Raw genomic sequence first — 18279 nt, forward strand, 5'->3', positions numbered from 1 at the left:
TATACTTCGCGATCTGTGTGTGGAACGAGCAATTAAACCTGAAATTTCGACTACATTTCGCCACCTGCGTTCAAAACGACCCATTCACTCGGAATCCAGCCAATCCAGCACTTGCAGAGTTCTGATGAGCACGGCTGCCGCCTGCTCGCGTGTCGTCGTTCCCTTCGGGCTGAACGTATTCGCGCTTGTTCCTGCCATGATGTTCAACTGAATCATCGTGCGAACATCTTCCAGGTAGGCCTCGTTCACGCTCCCGATATCCGCGTACCCTTCCAGACTCGCCCGGTTCTGCGGGATCGGCAACCGTTCCAGCGACACCGCTGCCGCCAGCATGCTTGCCATCTCCTCGCGAGTGAGCGGCCGATTCGGCAGGAAGACCTTGCCGCCCACGAACTCCAGCAAGCCAAGCTCCTTCGCGCTGACAATCGCATCGTAGTACCATGCGCCCGGCTTAACATCGGTATATGCCGAGGCTCCCGTAGGGGAAGCGCCGCGCCCCAGCGCCCGGACGAGCATCGTCGCGAACTCCGCTCGACTTACCGTCTGCGTCGGTTCATACTTGCCGGCTCCCACTCCTTCGACAAGCCCCTTCGCTGCGGCCAGTTCGATAAACGGCAATGCCCAGCCCCGAGCCACATCGGCGAAGCTCACAGCGTGATCCGCCACGACATACACGCTATTGGAGTACGAGCGGATCAGCACGCTCGTTATCCCATCGACACGCACGGTGGCAGCCGGGACGAAATCGAACTTGCCAGTCGATTCATTAAAGCGGAACGCGCCCCATTGCTCCGACATCGCCACCTGATGCAGCGGCATCGGAATAACCCGGGTGATCGCCTGGCTGAACGAGCTCGCCGTCCCGATCGGCTGCCCCGTCTTCGTGTTGATTGCTTCCATATGGAAGTCGACCATCGGGCCCAGCGCTTGACTGTTCGGCAAGCCTTCCGCTAATGCGGCTTGAAGCTCCTTGTCGCCGGACTTATCGGTTAATGTAACCTTCAAGCTCACATCCCCGGCCTGGAGATCGTTATCCGCCAACAGGTCCGGCAGCTCCGGAATAAGCGAGGCCAGCTTGGCGGGTAGGCGATAGCTGCCATAGGGCGTCTTGATCTCCAGATAGAAGGCGCTGTTCTTCAGTGCCAATTCGGCCAGCACCATCACCGGAACGCTGACGAAAGCGACACCGTCCTTCGGCGTTGCTTCAAGCGTGACATACGGCAGCTTCGTGTCGATGTCGGCAGGGTTCAGATCCTGTCCGTTCAGATCAATGTGCGGGGTGTCGCTGGCCGAATTGGTCGCTGCCGGTGCAACTCCTCCTCCGCCACCGCCTCCTGAAGACGCGGCCTCCCGAGTGATGTCGACCGTGTAGGTCTGAGTCGCCCCGCCCTGCGTCCTTACGATGATCGATACCTCATTGCTCCCCTCAATCAGAGGAAGGGAGAACGCTGCCACACCGCTCGACATGGCAAAAGGTCCGCTAATGAGCGTTCCAGTGCTATTGTAGACGCTAACCGTTATTGCGGCTTTGTCAGCATCCGACACTTCCATTGTGACGGTGATGCTGCTAACGCCATTCTCCACGCTTGAGGTGTAGTCGATCGTGCCCGGTTCAAACTCCGGGCTCAAGGTGCCACTCGACAGCGTCAGCCCGCTCAAGTCGGCGTTGCCGCTCAAGCTCGCATCCGAACGCGTCACCGTAATCGTATACGTCTTCGTCGTTCCGTCCGCTGCCGTGACCACAACCGTAATCGTGTTGCTTCCCACGACCAGCGGAATCGCGTCGGACTCATCCCCGCTCGCAACCGCAGCGCCGTTCACCGTCAACGTCGCATTCACCGAATCCGCTGCCGTTGCCGTTACGGTAACGCTGCTCACGCTATTGCCCACACTCGCCGTATACGTGTTCCCGAACGTCGCCGTTAACGTGCCGCTTGACAGCGTCAGCCCGCTTAAGTCGGCGTTACCGCTCAGGTTTGCATCCGCACGCGTCACCGTAATTGTGTACGTCTTCGTCGTAGCGTCCGCCGCCGTGACCACAACCGTAATCGTGTTGCTTCCCACGTCTAGCGAAATGGCATCGGAAGCAACTCCACTCGCAACCGCATCGCCGCCCACCGTCACCGTTGCGCTGCTGTCCGCCACTGTCGCCGTTACCTTAACACTGCTCACACTATTGCCTACGTTCGCCGTATACGCGTTCCCGAACGCCGCCGTCAACGTTCCGCTCGACAGCGTCAGACCGCTTAAATCGGCGTTGCCGCTCAAGCCCACAGCCGCTCGCGTCACCGTTATCGTGTACGTCTTCGTCGTGCCGTCCGCTGCCGTGACCACAACCGTAATCGTGTTGCTCCCCACGACTAACGGAATCGCATCGGACGCGACGCCGTTCGCAACTGGATCTCCGTTCACCGTCAACGTCGCATTCACCGAATCCGCTGCCGTCGCCGTTACCGTGATGCTGCTCACGCTGTTGCCTACGCTCGCCGTATACGCGTTCCCGAACGTCGCCGTTAACGTTCCGCTCGACAGCGTCAGACCGCTTAAGTCGGCGTTACCGCTCAGTGTCGCATCCGCACGCGTCACCGTGATCGTGTACGTCTTCGTCGTTCCGTCCGCTGCCGTGACCACAACCGTAATCGTGTTGCTTCCCACGACTAACGGAATCGCATCGGACGCCGCTCCGCTCGTAACCGCATCGCCATTCACCGTCACGGTCGCGCTGCTGTCCGCCACTGTCGCCGTTACCGTGATGCTGCTCACGCTAAGGCCAACGCTCGCCGTATAGGTGCCCCCGAACGCCGGTGTCAGCGTCCCGCTCGACAGCGTTAGATTGTTCAGCTCCGCATTGCCGCTGGCGCCGCGTGTCACCGTCACGGTGTACGTCTTCGTCGTTCCGTCCTCAGCCGTGACCTCCACCGTAATCGTGTTGCTCCCTATACCAAGCGCCAGCGCGGAAGATGCCGTGCCGCTCGCAACGGATGACGGTCCGCTGACCAGCGTGCCGCTGCCATTGAAGAGGCTGACCTTAATTGCGGCATGCGCCGAATCCGCTGCCGTCGGCGTGATCGTGACGCTGCTTACGCCATTGCCCACGCTCGCCTTGTACGTACCCGGTATGAACGACGGCGTCACCGTCCCGCTCGACAATTCCAGGTCGCTCAGCTCCGCATTGCTGCTTTTCGCCCGCGTCACCGTTACCTCGTACGGATTCTCCGTCCCATCCTCGGCCGTGACCAGCACCTCAATCGTGTTGACCCCCACGACCAGCGGAAGCGCGTCGGAGGCCGTGCCGCTGTCAACCGTGACGCCATTCACCGTTACAGCCGCGCTGCTATCCGCCAACGTCGGCGTTACCGTGATGCTGCTTACGTCATTGCCCACACTCGCCGTATAATCATTCTCTCCCGCCGCGAACGCCGGGCTCAGTATGCCGCTCGACAGCGTCAGCCCGCTCAGATCCGCATTCGAGCTTATCGTTCTCGTTGCGTTTATCGTGTAGGTCTTGGTCGTTGTTCCATCCTGCGCCGTCACTTTGACTGTAATCGTATTGCCGCTGCCCACGGTCAGCGATATCGGCGCGGATGCCGCACCGCTCGTAACCGGCGTCCCGTTCACCGTTACGGAAGCCAACGTGTCCGCCAAGGTCGGCGTCACCGTAATCGAGCTCCGACCGACGGTGGTATTGTAGGTCGTCGTACTCGAGGAGAACGCCGAATCTAACGTCCCGCTCGACAACGTTAAATTGCTCAGGTTGGCATTGCTGCTGCGCAGCCTGTCTACGGTTACCTTGTACAACTGCGTCGTTACGCCATCCTCCGCCGTAACGACCAATTCAATCGTATTGTCCCCTACGTCCAGAGTGATGTCCCCCGACAGGCTTCCGCTTGCGACACTAACCCCGTTCACCTTTACCTTCATCAAGGAATCCGATGTCGTTGGCGTCACTCGGATGCTGCTCACCCCGTTCACGACTTCCGCCGTGTATTCGAGCGTACTGGAGGAGAACGTCGGACTCAGCGTACCGCTCGACAGCACAATACCGCTTAAGCTCGCTGCGCTAGAAGGGATGTACGGCGTTTGCTTGCGTACGGCATAGTTGAATTTATCGGCGATGTACAGATTCCCGGCGCTATCCATCGCCAATCCGGTCGGACCGTCTAATTCGGCAAGAGTACCCGCTCCGCCATCGCCCGAATATCCGCTGCCGCCCGTTCCCGCTATGGTCGTGATGATCCCGTTCGGGATGACCTTCCTGATCCGGTTGTTGTCCGTATCGGCAATATAGAGATTGCCGCTGCCGTCCACCCATACGCCTTCCGGTTCATTCAGTTGCGCGTCAACGGCCATGTCGCCGTCTCCCGAATAGCCATCGGTGCTCGACGAACCTGCCACAGTCGTGATGATCCCGTCCGTATCTACTTTCCTTATTCTATTATTATAGGTATCGGCAATATAGAGATTGCCGGCGGCATCTATCGCCACGGCATTCGGGTAGTATAATCTTGTCTCATCGGCCGGGACGCCGTCTCCCGAGTAGCCGCTGTCATCCGTGCCCGCTACCGTCGTGATCTTCCCTGCCGTATCAACCTTCCGAATCCGATGATTGGACGTATCAGCAATGTAGACGTTGCCAACGCTGTCCACAGCTACCCCGCTTGGACTGCTGAGCTCGGCTGCGGTGGCATCACCGTTGTCGCCCGAATAATCGCTGCTTCCGGTTCCCGCTATGGTGGTGATAACGCCGTCCGTCGCTATTTTCCGCACCCGGTTGTTATACTTATCGGCAACGTACACATTGCCGGCGGCATCCACCGCCACCCCTGTCGGGCTGCGCAGCTCCGCATTAATCGCTTGCAACCCTTCGCCTGCGAATCCATAGTCTCCCGTTCCCGCAAAGGTGGTGATGGTCCCGCCCGTTATCTTTCTTATCTTGTTGTTGTCCGTATCCGCGATGTATATGTTCCCGCTGCCATCTATCGCTATGGCTGACGGATTCGATAATTCGGCATCAACTGCCGCGCCGCCATCGCCCCAATCCCCATACTCTCCACCCGCTATCGTAGTGATCACCCCGCCTGTTCCCGCAGCGGCATGATCTTCCCCTAACGGCAGCATCCCTGCCACCAGCGAAGTGACAAGCAACAGTACCGCCAATCTCTCCAGCTTCCGACGCAACGTTCCTCTTTGCGATTTTCCCCGCATGACCTGTTCGTTCCTCCCCATCTATCTGCTCGCCCGTAATCACCCGCTGTTTATGACAATAATTGTATCAGCAGCTTTTTCGCGAAACTCTTAATGAATTCTTAAAACTTCTCATAGAATCGTTGGGCGAATGACAAATGGCAGGTTGGTCATGGTATGCTCTAGTAGAGACAGTCAGGAACATCGGAGCAATCTTCCAGTATAAGGAAATCTGTCACATATCCCATCCGGTGTACCACAAAAGGGTGCCTTATCCCTGCTGTTCAGGCTGCGACTTTTTCCAATAATTAGGTGACTGATCAGAGGGGATAAGGCACCCTTTGGCGAAAAGGGACAGCGGCAGCGGCGCCGGTTAACAAAAAAGAAATTTTATGGATAATAACACCAAATAACTCATTATATCTTGGCGGTGACGACAATCAAATGGAACGAATCCTCGTCGTTGATGACGATTCCCAAATTCGCGAAGTAATCTGCGCCCATATCGAACAAGCGGGAATGCACCCGATCGAAGCCGAATCCGGACAACAGGCGATGGAACGGCTGGAATCCGAGCCGGTGGACCTCCTCATCCTGGACCTCATGATGGACGATCGCGACGGGTTCGAAGTGCTCCACTACTTGAACAATCGCAGATTGGACGTATTGACCATTGTCGTTAGCGCAAGAAGAGCGGAACAGGACAAGATCGCCACGCTTGGCCTCGGTGCGGACGATTACATGACGAAGCCGTTCAGCCCGATGGAGCTGATGGCTCGCATTCAAGCCGTTCTTCGCAGACGTCACCCGAAGATCGCCCATCCGTCCATGGTCATTCGTCTGAGCAATATGATTCTGGACATCGATAACTACACGCTTCTTATCTATAATGAGAAGATTTCCTTAACGATGGTCGAATGCGGCCTGATGCAGATTTTCATGCAGAATCCCGACCGCGTGATGACGAAGCTCGAGATCTATCAACAGGTCTGGCAGCATGAGAGGTATGACGACAACAACCTGAGCGTATACATGAGCCGGCTGCGCAAGCAGTTGGAGCGCGCTCAGTCGCCTTGGGAGATTCAAGCGGTGCGCGGCGTCGGGTATCGCTTAACGGGGGCTGGAATATGAAGCTGCGCACGAAGCTGTGGCTGCTGCTGGTCGTCAGCACCGCCCTGAGTATGGTTCTGTTCGGCTATAGCTCCGTCTGGATCGGCAAGGCGGCGAATAAGGGGTACGCCCTGTTCGAGTTGAACCCGCTCGCGCAAGCCACCGTGGAGACGATCGAGAAGACGAGCGACGCTGGGGAAAATATACTGAAGGCAACGTTGGACCAAGCCCGCGCGAAGTATCCCGACATTCGCTGGATCTGGCTGGACGATCAAGGCCGGTCCATCTATGATACGGCGGGGCTTAACCCGGTCTTCACCTTCCATGACCTGGCGATATGGATGCAGAATATGCCCAGGAGCTACTTGACGGGAGAGGACGTTCACATTCTGACGCCCGCAACCCGGGACGGGCAATCGTATTTCTTGCTCATGAGCCTGCCCGCCTCCGCAATGAAGCAAGGGGAAGTCTACTTTCTCGTACGCAAGTTTACCTCGCTCCTCTCGCTGATCGGTCCGCTTATCCTGTCGTTCTCGTTGCCTTTGCTGCTCGCGATCTGGTTGTTTACTTCCATTAATAAAAGAATCCGCAAGCTTAATCAGGCTCTGAATCAATTGAACATCCAGAGCGATTCGCCGGTCATCGAGGTGGTGGATACGTCCAAGGACGAGATCGGCCAGCTCTCGCGGCATTATAATGCGATGGCCAATCGAATCCGTTCCCAGTTCGTGGAGATTCAGCAGTTCGAGAGCAAGCGCAAGCTTCTGCTGTCCAATCTCTCGCACGATCTGCGAACGCCGCTGACGACGATGCTCGGCTGTGCCGAGATGATCCGCACCGGCAATTACAAGGATGAGCAAGAGCTCCAAAGCCGGGCCAAAATCATTCTGCAACGCTGCCGATACATGGACAAGCTGCTGGACCAGATGCTCGACATCTCCCGCCTGGATGCGGACGATCTGACGCTCCGCCCGGCACATCACAATCTGTCCGAGCTCGTTCGCAAGATGGCGGTCGAATACATCATGATTCTCGACGGCGAACAGATTGTGCTCGATGTCGACCTCCCGGATGAGGATATCGAGCTCTCCATCGATGCTCCCCTTATGGAGAGGGCAATGCGCAATCTGCTGGACAATGCGATCCGGTATGGGAAGAACGGGCGATATCTCGGCATCCAACTGACCGCAGACGAACAAACGGTGAATGTGATCGTGAGGGACAAAGGGAAAGGCATTCCTCCGGATCACCAAGAGCGTGTGTTCGAACGCTTCTACCGGGTGGACAGCGGCAGGAAAGGAGAAGGGCTTGGCATCGGCCTGGCCATCGTCAAGGACATCGCCCTCGCCCATCAGGGGAACGTGGAGATGAGCAGCGTGCCGAACGTGGAGACCGTGTTCCGGATTACGTTGCCCCGGTAAGGGAAACACCCCGACCGAGCGGCGGCAGGCGCGTGGAGGAACCAAGATGAGTCACCATGACTCAAGTACGGGCGTTCGTGCAGGCATGGTGGGGGCAGATGAGTAACCACGACCCAACTGAAGCGGCAATAGGCGCGCGGAGGGGCCAAGATGAGTCACCATGACTCAAGTACGGGCGTTCGTGCAGGCATGGTGGGGACAGATGAGTAACCCAGAAACAAGTCAGTTCGGCTTAAGCCCGCTTCGCCTCGATCCCGCCCGAGAATTGACCTTGAGAACGAATCTCAATATAATTTGTCGTAACGGAACGATAAGGATGCGTGCGGCATGGACTCTCTCTGGATAAAGCTGCGATCAATCGAGAAAACCCCGTCAAGCGAATGGACACATCCGCTCGGCTACTTGGCCGCCCACCTGCTGCTGCTCTCCGAGAGCGACGAGCTGCGGCTGACCGTGGACGGGCGCCTGCAGTATCTTCCTCCGGGCGGCGTCTTCATCGGCTTGCCGGGCCAGTTGCTCCATGTCCCCTCCGCGGAACACGACGGGGAGCTGTACATCGTCCGCTTCGACGCATTGGAGGAGACGGAAGACGGCAAGGGAGCCATGAAGCGGGACGACGGGCTCATGCAGCCCGCGGGAGTTCTGCCGCTGCCCGATGCCCGGTCGGCCGAGGCCGTCGAGATATGCCGCCGTGCGGAGCGGGAGTGGCTTGGCGGGGGGCCGGAGGGCGGCTTGCGATCGCAAGCCGCCTTCTTGGAGCTGCTGGCCTTGCTGCAGGAGCACGCGGTGCGGGGGCTGCCGGCGGACAACGAGTCGTTAAGCCGGGTGCGGGCGCATATGGAACGGCACTTCGACCGGAACCTTACCATCGATGAATTGGCCGAGATGGCCGGGCTCAGCCGCTATTACTTCATGCGGCAGTTCAAGACGAATTACGGCGTCAGCGCGATGGATTATTTGACCGAGCTGCGCATCAGCAAGGCCAAGATGCTGATGGAGCAATCCGGCCTCAAGCTTCGCGAGATCGCCAGCCTGGTCGGCTACAGCGACGAGTTCTACTTCTTCCGCAAGTTCAAGCAGCAGGTCGGCATTCCGCCCGCGACTTATATTCGCAACCGCAGGCGCCGCGTCGCAGCCTACAGCTTCCCCAACATCGGCCAATTGCTGGCGCTGCAGATCGTCCCGTTCGCCGCCCCGATGGATCACGGCTGGACGGATCTGTACAGGCGCAAGTTCAGGTTCGATATCGAGACGAAGCTGAGCCACGAGTACGAATTCAATCTGGAGGCGCTGCGCGCCGCGCGTCCCGACTGTATTATCGGCGTCGACCTGTTCCTGCCCAAGCGGGAGCAGGACCGCATCCGCGAGATTGCGCCGACGTTGTTCGTTCCATGGCTGGACGAAGATTGGCGGGGCCATCTGCGGCTCATTGCGGACTTCCTTGAGATGCCCGAGGAAGCGGAGACATGGCTGCGGGACTACGATCGGTTGGCCGCTCGCACGCGCGAGAAGATTCGGCCGCTTGTCGGTCGGGACAAGGTTCTGCTCGCCCATTGCGACCGGGACGGCTGCCATGTGTACGGCCGCCATACCGTCGCCGGAGTGCTGTATGAAGATCTGGCCATTGCCGCGCCGGAGCGCGTCTTGGACATTGTCGTCCGCGAACACGTATCCATCCAGGAGCTGGCGCAATTCGGCGCGGACCGGATTCTGCTGATGCTGCCGGGAGGCGACGATGTTGCCGAGGCATGGGCGCGGCTGACGGAATCCGATCGCTGGCAGCGCGAAGCCGTCGGGCTTGCCGGCCGCGTGACGCCGATCGCGCTGTGGCCCTGGTTCGATTATTCGGCCTATGCACAGCGGTTGTTCTTGGAAAATCTTCCTTCCTTGCTCTCTTCCTCCCCAAGCGGTCCGGAGCGTTCGGTCGATGATCGGTGAGCTGGCGAAGGGACGGTACGGCATCATTATCCATAACAATCGGGCATGATCGTCCATGTTCAGGAGGATGAGGATCGCTTATAATTCAATATCGATAACGAGAATCATTATCACATATTGAGGGGCGATCATGGCAATGAAGTTGTTCTCTGTACGGAAGTCTCATCTCAAACCAGCTGTCTTGCTCTTAACCGGCATTCTTATGGCCGGACTGCTCGGCGCCTGCGGCAACAATTCGAATAACGGCAATTCCGCCGCAAGCACCGCCTCGGCCTCGCCGAGCGCCGCTGCGAATCAGGAAGCGTCGCCTTCCGCAGCGTCTTCGGAACCGGCGGCTGCCGAAGCGAGCACCCGGGTGTTCAAGGATTATGAAGGACATGAAGTGACGATTCCGACGCATCCGCAGCGGATTCTCGTCGATCAATTTATGGGCCACATGGAGGCGGTCGGCGTGAAGCCGATCGGAGCGACGGAGAATCAGCTCAGCCAATTCGAGAAGTCGTCGTTCCTGAAGTCGTTGAATCTGACCGACGGCGTGGAGAACCTCGGAGCCACGACCATCTCCCTCGAGAAGGCGCTTAGCCTGAACCCGGATCTGATCATTCTGCAGGAGAACAATGCGGAAGGCGTCAAGAATTACGATGAGTATGCGAAGATCGCGCCGACCGTCGTGCTCAGCTACGGCTCCAAGACGATGTTCGACCAACTGCGCGAGATCGCCGACATCGTCGGAGAATCGGATAAAGCGGAGGCGTGGATCGCGCAGTACGAGAGCAAGGCGGCGGGCTATCGCGAGCAACTGGCCAAGGTGATTCCGGAGGGAACGACGTTCACGGTCATCGAAGCTTGGCCGAAGGGCCAGGTCGAGCTGTTCGGCAATCTGTTCGGACGCGGCACCTTCAGCCTGTACAATTCGCTCCAGCTCCAGGCGCCGGCCACCGTTCAAGAGGCGGTCATGGACAAGGAACCGTCCTATCTCGCGCTGTCGCTGGAGACGCTGCCGAATTATATCGGCGATTATGTCTTCCTGAGCGTCTACGATTGGCAGGACAACGACAACGGCAAGCTGGCCGCGGAATTTGAGGAGCTGAACGTGTGGCGCAGCCTGTCGGCCGTCAAGAATGACCATGTATTCCACGTGGACGTCAACGACTTCCTCCCCGGAGATCCGCTGTCGATCGAGAAGCAGTTGGACGAACAAGCCCGGCTCTTGCTCGAGAAGTTCGGCAATCCGTAACGAACAAGCTCCCTGCATCCTAAGGATGCAGGGAGCTTGTTTGTTTCTTCGCGCCGATCTCGGATTAAATCTCGTAGCTGATCGAAGTCGAGCTCTGGGCGATGACATCCTTCACGACCCGCTTAACCACGGAAGTTGCCGCTTCTTCGATGGAAGTCTCGCTTGTCTCCTCCACGCTAACCTCGATAAACCCTTTGCCAATAATCTCGTGTGCGGTCTCCAGATCGTTGACGCTGGAGGAATCGTACGTTACCAACGCAATAAGTCCGGCGTCGTTGAGCACCTTGGCGACCTCTGCCACCCGGCGCAGCGACTCTCCCTGAACGTTCTCGAGCAGCATCGTGTGGTAGCCGGACGATACGAGACGCTTCTCGACTTCCTTCGCGAGAGCCGCCGTATCCGAACCGGCAAGCCAGACGGTCAGCGGAGTCTGCCCCTTCTGCTGGGCGCGAACTTCCCTCGTGATCTCCGTGTCGAGCGACGCGAGCCGGCCTTGGCCTTCCAGCGCCTCGTCGATAACGCCGCAAGCGGAGGTCATATTCGTGACGCGATCGATCAGAATAAAACCGCCGATGCTCTTATTCTGTTCGAAGGAATCGAATACGATGCTGTCCGTCAACGAGATCTCGCACTTGGCCAACTCGTTCTTGACGATCCGCTCGGCCGGAACGATGTTGCCCGTGTTGATGTCGACCTTGTTCGTAATCGCCGTCACCGTGCCGGGAAGAATCTTTGTTCCTACCTTCACCCAATAATGCTTGCCGGGAGTCAGGACGGAATCGTCCATCCACAGAATCGTGGCAGCGAAGCTGCCGGCTTCTTGAATCTGGCTGTCCGTCGTAAGCACGCAACCCCGCGACACGTCGACTTCCCGGTCCAATTGAATCGTAACGGGCTGTCCCGCATAAGCCGAATCCCGGTCTTGGTCGGTCACCAGAATTCGCTTAACCTTCGCTTTCTCGCGGCTCGGAAGCGTCGTCAGCTCATCGCCGACCGAGATTGTCCCCGCCTCGATCTGACCCTGGAACCCGCGGAACGTATGGTCCGGGCGGCAGACGCGCTGAACCGGCATCATAAACGGCTTGGTATCGTTCGACGTGTGCACATCCACATTTTCCAAGTATGGCAGTAAGGCAAGCCCTTCGTACCAAGGGGTATTCGGCGAGTTGGTTGTAATGTTGTCCCCTTCCGTCGCGGATACGGGGATGACCTGAATGCTCTGAATCGGGAACTCGGCCGTCGTCCGGGAGAACTCTTCCTTGATCGCCTCGAAGATCTTCGGATCGAAGCCGACCAGGTCCATCTTGTTGACGGCGAGCACGAGGTGCTTGATCCCCATCAGCGCGCAGATCCGGGCATGGCGCTTGGTCTGGGTAATGACGCCCTTGGTCGCATCCACCAGAATGACCGCCAGATCCGCGAACGAGGCGCCTACGGCCATGTTGCGCGTATATTCTTCGTGTCCCGGCGTGTCCGCCACGATGAAGGAGCGATGATCCGTCGTAAAATACCGATAAGCGACATCGATCGTAATTCCTTGTTCGCGTTCGGCCAACAGTCCATCGAGCAGCAGCGAGTAGTCGATCTTGCCGCCGCGGCTTCCCAGCTTGCTGTCGAGCTCCAACGCTCGCTCTTGGTCGGCGAACAGCAGCTTGGCTTCGTATAGCATATGTCCGATCAAGGTGGATTTGCCATCGTCCACGCTTCCGCACGTAATGAATTTAAGCAGACTCTTCATGTTAGAAATAGCCCTCCCGTTTGCGTCGTTCCATGCTGCCCGCCGCTTCTTGGTCGATGACCCGGCTGGTCCGCTCGGAGGACACCGCGCCCAGCGTCTCTTCGATAATCTCATCCAGCGTAACCGCGTCCGACTCGACTCCGCCGGTAAGCGGGTAACAGCCCAGGGTGCGGAAGCGAATCTTCTTCATCTCGACCTTCTCGCCCGGCTCAAGCTTCATCCGCTCGTCGTCGACCATGATGATATGTCCGTCGCGATTGACAATGGGCCTTACGTCTGCGGAGTAGAGCGGGACAATATCGATGTTCTCCCGGCGAATGTATTGCCAGATGTCCTTCTCGGTCCAGTTGGAGAGCGGGAACACGCGGATGCTCTCTCCCTTGTTGATTCTCGTGTTGAACAGCTTCCACATCTCCGGCCGCTGGTTCTTCGGGTCCCACGCATGATTCTTATTCCGGAAGGAGAAAATCCGCTCCTTGGCCCGCGACTTCTCCTCGTCGCGTCTTCCGCCTCCGAACGCAACCGTGAATCCGTACTTGTCGAGTCCCTGCTTCAGCGCTTGCGTCTTCATAATATCGGTGTACGCGGAGCCGTGATCGAACGGATTGATCCCTTGCTGGATCGCTTCCTCATTGGAATGGACGATCATCTCGATGCCGAACTCCTTGGCCTTGCGGTCGCGGAACTCGATCATCTCCTTGAACTTCCAGGTCGTATCGATATGCATAAACGGGAAGGGCGGCTTCTCGGGATAGAAGGCCTTCAGCGCCAAGTGCAGCATCACGGAGCTGTCCTTCCCGATGGAGTACAGCATAACCGGCTTCTCGCACTCCGCCGCTACCTCTCGGATAATATAAATCGCTTCAGCCTCAAGTTGATCCAGATGCGTTAATTCTTGCATGGAAATGCGGCCTCCTCATAATCCTCACTAAAACCATCGTATTTCTACCTATCGTATCAGATTAACCCTTTATTGCAAAGTGGAAAAAAGTAATTTCCGTGACAAAAATGCTCCCCCGAACGAATTTTGTTCGGGGGAACATGGAGGATGAGCTGCCGATTCAGTCCATCATGCCGAGAGTTCGCAGCATCCGGTTAAGCACGACCGCCGCCTGGGCTCGGGTCGTTCCATCCTGCGGGCGGAATTCGTCCGCGCCGGTGCCGGTCATAATGCCCAGTTCAACCATCAACCCGATGTCTTCCAGGTAGGCCGCACTCGCAGCTCCGATATCCCGGTAGCCGTCAAGGCTCGACTGAAGCGCCGTTGCCGTCGATTGCTCAAGGCGGACGGCCGCCGCCAGCATGCTCGCCATCTCCTCCCGGGTCAATGCCTGCTGCGGATAGAATCTTGTCCCGACAGCGATGTCCAGCAAGCCAAGCTGCTTCGCTTCGGCGACTTCATCGTAATACCACGCATTCGCCGGTACATCGGCATAAGGCGCTGAACCGCCTGACTGGCCGCCCCGGCTGAGAGCGCGAACGAGCATGGCCGCGAACTCCGCTCGGGTAACGGATTGATTCGGAGCGAACAGACCGTTCCCGATCCCGGCGACAAGCGCCTTGGCCGCCGAGAGCTCCACCTCCGCTTTCCCCCAATGGTTCGTCATATCGAGGAAACTTACCGGATTGGCGGCTACAAGGTATATGCTGTTGGTATACGAGCTTAGAACCGCCTGCCCGGTTCCCCCGTTCACAACCGCCCGGGCGGGGACAAACTCGAATGTCCCTGTCGTCCGGTCATAACGATACGCTCCCCACTGCTTCGGGAGATCTTGCGAATTGCCGGTCAGCGTAATCGTCCGTTCGATCGCTTCGCCGAACGAGCCGATCTCTGCGATGGACTCCCCGGTGCCGCTGTCGACGATCTCCAGGCGGTAATCGACGATGGCGCCCAGAAGCTCGGAATCGGGGAACTTGGCGGTCAGCGCAGTTCTGATCTCTTGGTCTTGCGTGTAATCGGTCAGGGTGATCTTGAACGCGGCATTGTCCGTTGTCACCGAATGGCTGTTCAGCACCTCGTCCAGTCCCGCAATCAGCGACGACAGCTTGGCCGGTACCCGATAGCTGCCGTAAGGCGCCTTGATCTCAAATATCAGTTGATCGTTGACTCCAACCCGATCGTTCAGCAAGTCTAGCGGCAGGCTGACATAGGCGATGCCGGCACTGTCGGGCGTGACTTCCAGAGGAATGGAGGACCTTGTCAGATCAAGCTCGTTCGGATCGAGAGGGCTCCCGTTCAAGTCGATCAGCGAGGCGGAGGCGGCTTCCTCCGTCGAAGCGGCTGCGGCGGCGGAACCACCCGAACCGCTGCCCGATCCGCTAACCGCGCCGCCTCCTGAGCCGCCGCTCGAACTGGAGGCGGCCTCGCTCACAATCACCGTGCGCGTCGCCTCTTCCGCGGCGTTGCCCGAAGGGTCCTGCACATGGTATCGGAGCGTGTAGCTGCCCGCCAGACTCGTATTGACGGTTCCGGTCACGACGACGGAGGAAGTCAGATCGCCGTAATACGCATCCATCGCCTTCACTCCCGGATCAACGAACTCCGAGCCATACGCAATGCTCATCGAAGCGTCCCCGAGCAGTTCAAGAACCGGGGGCTGCGTATCCTGTACAATAACGGTGCGCGTCACGGTCGCCGCAGCGTGATCGTCGCTGTCGACCACGTTATATTCGAGGGTATACGTGCCGAGAATCGAAGTATCCACGACTCCGGTCACCGCAATCGCATCGGTGAGATCGCCGTCCTGAAGATCCCATGCCGTCGCGCCGGGATCGGCGAATACGCCGTTCGCCTCGACCGTCATCGGATTCGCGCCCTTCAGAGAAATACCGGGATAGTTCTCGTCGTACGCCACCGAATAATCGAAGGACGTTGCCGCACTGGGGAAGCTTCCTTCCTTATAAGCCCGTGCCTTCAAGGCTACCGCCCCCAACTGCGTCAGTTGAATCGGCCCCTCATAGAGCGTCCCCGTCGCGGGGTCCGGGTCCCTTCCGTCCGTCGTATAATAGATGGAAGCACCCTCGGTCGTTGTGCTTAGCGTCACCGGGGTCGCAGTGTAGATGTCTCCCCCTGCGGGAGTCGCCGTCGCCGATGCCACCCGGTTGGCGAGATATCCGACCGCCGCCCCGGCATCAAGCGTCCCGCCGCTCTTGACTTTGGAAGCGAGCCCCGCCACCTGTCTGGCCTGACTCGTCAGAATATCGATCACTTCAACCGGAGTCAGAGTCTCGTCGAGCGAATACAACAACGCCGCCGCCCCGGACACCTGGGGAGCCGCCATCGACGTTCCGCTGAGGGAGCCGTACGTGTTGTCCGGAATCGTGCTGACGATGCCTTCCCCTGGCGCCGCCAGATGCACGGAATTTACGCCGTAATCGGACCACGAGGACAACGCATCCGTTCCCACGCTCGCCACCGTGATGATATTGGGCAGCGCAGGGTAGTAATGGCCATCGGAATCCGTATAATCCACGGAGAAATTCGCCGGTGTCACCATCACCTCATCGTTGTTCGCCCCGTCGTTGCCCGCCGCCGCCACATACAGAATATCGGAGTATTCGCTCATCTTCTCATAGAGAGCCGTATCGAATTCGTTCCCCTCCGACCCGAAGCTCATATTGAGCACCTTGGCCCCTCTCGCCACCGCCAGATCGATGCCCGCTCGAATAAAGGCGGTCGAGAGCGCATATTGATTCCCGCTCTTCACGCTCACGTTGACAGGCAGGATCTCGACGCCGGGAGCAACGCCGGCTACACCGATCGAATTGTTCGCCGTTGCGGCTATAATGCCCGCGACATGGGTCCCGTGCCCGACCTTGTCGACCGGCAAGTTGAGGCTGTCGCCGGGGCCGTGCGACAAATTCGTGCCCGTCAAGCTCGCGAGCCGATCGACCAAATCCGGGTGGTCGACATCGATGCCCGTATCCAGAGTGGCGACCACAACCTCGTCGCTTCCGTAGCCGTATCCCCATGCCTCCAATATGTCGATGCCGTAATCCTCGTCGGTCATTCCCCACTGATTCGACCAGTACGTGTCGTTGGGAGCGGCAACCGCATCCAAGGAATACAAATAATTGGGCTGCGCATACTCGATCCGGGGATCGCTCTGAAGCGCGGCAATGGTCTCCTCCACCTCGCCGTCCGTCTCGTACAGCTTAGTCTGTTCGTCAAGCGACTGCAATTCGGACAGACCGATCCCGGCATCGTCGGCGACTTTCTCCAGCGGTGTCATATACGAGCTTAGCCACTGAACGGCAGGCTCGTCTTTGAACTTCACGAGCACCTCTCCGGGAACATAGACGGAACCCGAGTCCTCCTGGGCCTCGGTTGTTGTGTCAAGCGGCGACGCCGCGACAATCCCGGCCCCATAAATCGCAATAATAAATGCAAATAATCCGACGCCTATTTTCCTGACAACGGCTTTCCCCATGCGGCATGATCGTCCTCTCTCTCAACTTGGAAGCTTCACGATAAACAGCAACTCTATTAAACTCGTACCTTCACGTCCCTCCCCAGGATGCGCTTTGTATCGTATAGCCTTAACGCTCTATTTTCACAGGTAAATTCTAACGGAGATAACTTAAATTAAGCTTAAAAATAGCACGATTCTAGTTGATGGCCAAGCGATACCGTCAAGCTCCATTCGAAGCTGCCGTGCGGATCGACTATCTGCGCAGTGCCGTTGGCGATTGCCGCCGAGAGCGAATCAAAGTAGCCGATTCCCGGTTCAAGAGCGCAAGTCACTCGGTCATTGTACATCCCTTCGTCGATCCACACCCCCAAGTACGGGACTTTATCCTGCGGGACGGCAAGCATTACAAAATTGCCGCTTGTTTGCTCCTGTAGCCCGGACCAACCGCTTGCCGCTTGGCCCGGCGCTTGGCCCGGATAATAGAACTTCTTCCCGTCGCCGGTAACGAGCGGGTTGATTAGGGCAATGGATGGCGCATCATAGGTCTCCATCGTTGCAAGCGAGTGGCCCCCGTAAACGCATAGCAATCGGTCAACGCCTTCCGGCAGCAGAATACGTGTCGGCTCCTCGATCGCGAATTGCGGATGTGCCGCCCACAGGAATGGAAGCGGCCTGTCGCCTTCATTCTCCACCTCATATTGCAGTTGGATTTGATCCGGTGCAGCAATCGACACGCGCCTTGTGAACCGCAAGGGCAATTGAGGGCTTCGAACCGCACATACAATAGCGTCGTCTTCGAGCTTGCAATGCCAGGGGAGCGACCATAGCTCGCCATGATCCGGCATGTCGATATGATCCGGCATGTCGATTGCGCCGTCCGCCTGCAGGTCCGCCTGCAGGTCCGCCTGCAGGGTGCAAGCATCAATCGTCGGAAAACACTCATCCCACCCGCTCATATCCCATGCGGTGAAGCTCGAACCGTAGTCTGGTTGTTTGAGCGGCCGCTTGCCGGAATCGAGCAGCCATTCCTTCCCGGTCGGCTTGTATAGGAGCGAAACGATTTTGCCTCCTAAACCGGGCAGCAGAGTGAGACGGACAAGGTCGGTCTCGATCGCGGCAGACAACCATTCTTTGTACACTCCCGTATAAACCTTCGAGTCCTCGTTGGCACCCATCGTCCATTCCCCCTTGATCAACGCAAGATGCATTCATATAGAAAAGAGAGCCGCCCCACAGCCG

Annotated in this window: 9 protein-coding genes; 4 read left to right on the forward strand and 5 right to left on the reverse strand. The window is 58.1% G+C overall.

Features of this window, described 5'->3' with window-relative positions:
* Positions 1-84 precede the first annotated feature (84 nt).
* A complete protein-coding gene (locus E6C55_RS16375) occupies positions 85-5205 on the reverse strand; it encodes a cadherin-like beta sandwich domain-containing protein (protein ID WP_168735686.1) in 5121 nt (1706 codons plus the stop codon).
* Positions 5206-5628: 423 nt separating this feature from the next.
* Between E6C55_RS16375 and E6C55_RS16380 the strand changes: the two genes are divergently transcribed.
* From E6C55_RS16380 to E6C55_RS16395, 4 genes are all read left to right on the forward strand, one after another.
* Positions 5629-6315 carry a response regulator transcription factor gene (locus tag E6C55_RS16380; RefSeq protein ID WP_136370891.1) on the forward strand — a complete coding sequence of 229 codons (687 nt, stop codon included), beginning with the start codon at positions 5629-5631 and terminating at the stop codon, positions 6313-6315.
* Positions 6312-7715, forward strand: coding sequence for a sensor histidine kinase (locus tag E6C55_RS16385; RefSeq protein ID WP_136370892.1), 1404 nt, complete (start codon positions 6312-6314; stop codon positions 7713-7715). Before E6C55_RS16380 ends, E6C55_RS16385 begins: the two co-directional genes overlap by 4 nt.
* Before the next feature lie 327 nt (positions 7716-8042).
* Positions 8043-9653 (forward strand): AraC family transcriptional regulator, encoded by a 1611-nt coding sequence (locus E6C55_RS16390; protein ID WP_136370893.1) that lies wholly within the window; start codon positions 8043-8045, stop codon positions 9651-9653.
* A 130-nt stretch (positions 9654-9783) separates the two neighbouring features.
* A complete protein-coding gene (locus E6C55_RS16395; RefSeq protein WP_136370894.1) occupies positions 9784-10890 on the forward strand; it encodes an ABC transporter substrate-binding protein in 1107 nt (368 codons plus the stop codon).
* A 64-nt stretch (positions 10891-10954) separates the two neighbouring features.
* Here E6C55_RS16395 and E6C55_RS16400 read toward each other — a convergent pair whose 3' ends face one another.
* The 4 genes from E6C55_RS16400 to E6C55_RS16415 all read right to left on the reverse strand — a co-directional run bounded on the left by E6C55_RS16400 (position 10955) and on the right by E6C55_RS16415 (position 18215).
* A complete protein-coding gene (locus E6C55_RS16400) occupies positions 10955-12628 on the reverse strand; it encodes a GTP-binding protein (protein ID WP_136370895.1) in 1674 nt (557 codons plus the stop codon).
* 1 nt (position 12629) lies between these two features.
* Entirely contained in the window at positions 12630-13529 is a 900-nt protein-coding gene (cysD, locus tag E6C55_RS16405) for a sulfate adenylyltransferase subunit CysD (RefSeq protein ID WP_136370896.1), read from the reverse strand.
* A gap of 160 nt (positions 13530-13689) precedes the next feature.
* Positions 13690-17058, reverse strand: a complete 3369-nt coding sequence (locus E6C55_RS16410; protein WP_136370897.1) for a S8 family serine peptidase — start codon at positions 17056-17058, stop codon at positions 13690-13692.
* Between the two features lie 161 nt (positions 17059-17219).
* Positions 17220-18215, reverse strand: coding sequence for an aldose epimerase family protein (locus tag E6C55_RS16415; RefSeq protein ID WP_136370898.1), 996 nt, complete (start codon positions 18213-18215; stop codon positions 17220-17222).
* Positions 18216-18279: the final 64 nt, after the last annotated feature.

Source organism: Cohnella fermenti, from assembly GCF_004801405.1.
Lineage (GTDB): Bacteria > Bacillota > Bacilli > Paenibacillales > Paenibacillaceae > Cohnella > Cohnella fermenti.

What these genes read in the sequence shown, in the direction of transcription:
- E6C55_RS16375 (WP_168735686.1), bottom strand. Translation starts at nt 5,205, where the DNA reads ATGCGGGGAAAATCGCAAAGAGGAACGTTGCGTCGGAAGCTGGAGAGA.
- E6C55_RS16380 (WP_136370891.1), top strand. Translation starts at nt 5,629, where the DNA reads ATGGAACGAATCCTCGTCGTTGATGACGATTCCCAAATTCGCGAAGTA.
- E6C55_RS16385 (WP_136370892.1), top strand. Translation starts at nt 6,312, where the DNA reads ATGAAGCTGCGCACGAAGCTGTGGCTGCTGCTGGTCGTCAGCACCGCC.
- E6C55_RS16390 (WP_136370893.1), top strand. Translation starts at nt 8,043, where the DNA reads ATGGACTCTCTCTGGATAAAGCTGCGATCAATCGAGAAAACCCCGTCA.
- E6C55_RS16395 (WP_136370894.1), top strand. Translation starts at nt 9,784, where the DNA reads ATGGCAATGAAGTTGTTCTCTGTACGGAAGTCTCATCTCAAACCAGCT.
- E6C55_RS16400 (WP_136370895.1), bottom strand. Translation starts at nt 12,628, where the DNA reads ATGAAGAGTCTGCTTAAATTCATTACGTGCGGAAGCGTGGACGATGGC.
- cysD (WP_136370896.1), bottom strand. Translation starts at nt 13,529, where the DNA reads ATGCAAGAATTAACGCATCTGGATCAACTTGAGGCTGAAGCGATTTAT.
- E6C55_RS16410 (WP_136370897.1), bottom strand. Translation starts at nt 17,058, where the DNA reads ATGGGGAAAGCCGTTGTCAGGAAAATAGGCGTCGGATTATTTGCATTT.
- E6C55_RS16415 (WP_136370898.1), bottom strand. Translation starts at nt 18,215, where the DNA reads ATGGGTGCCAACGAGGACTCGAAGGTTTATACGGGAGTGTACAAAGAA.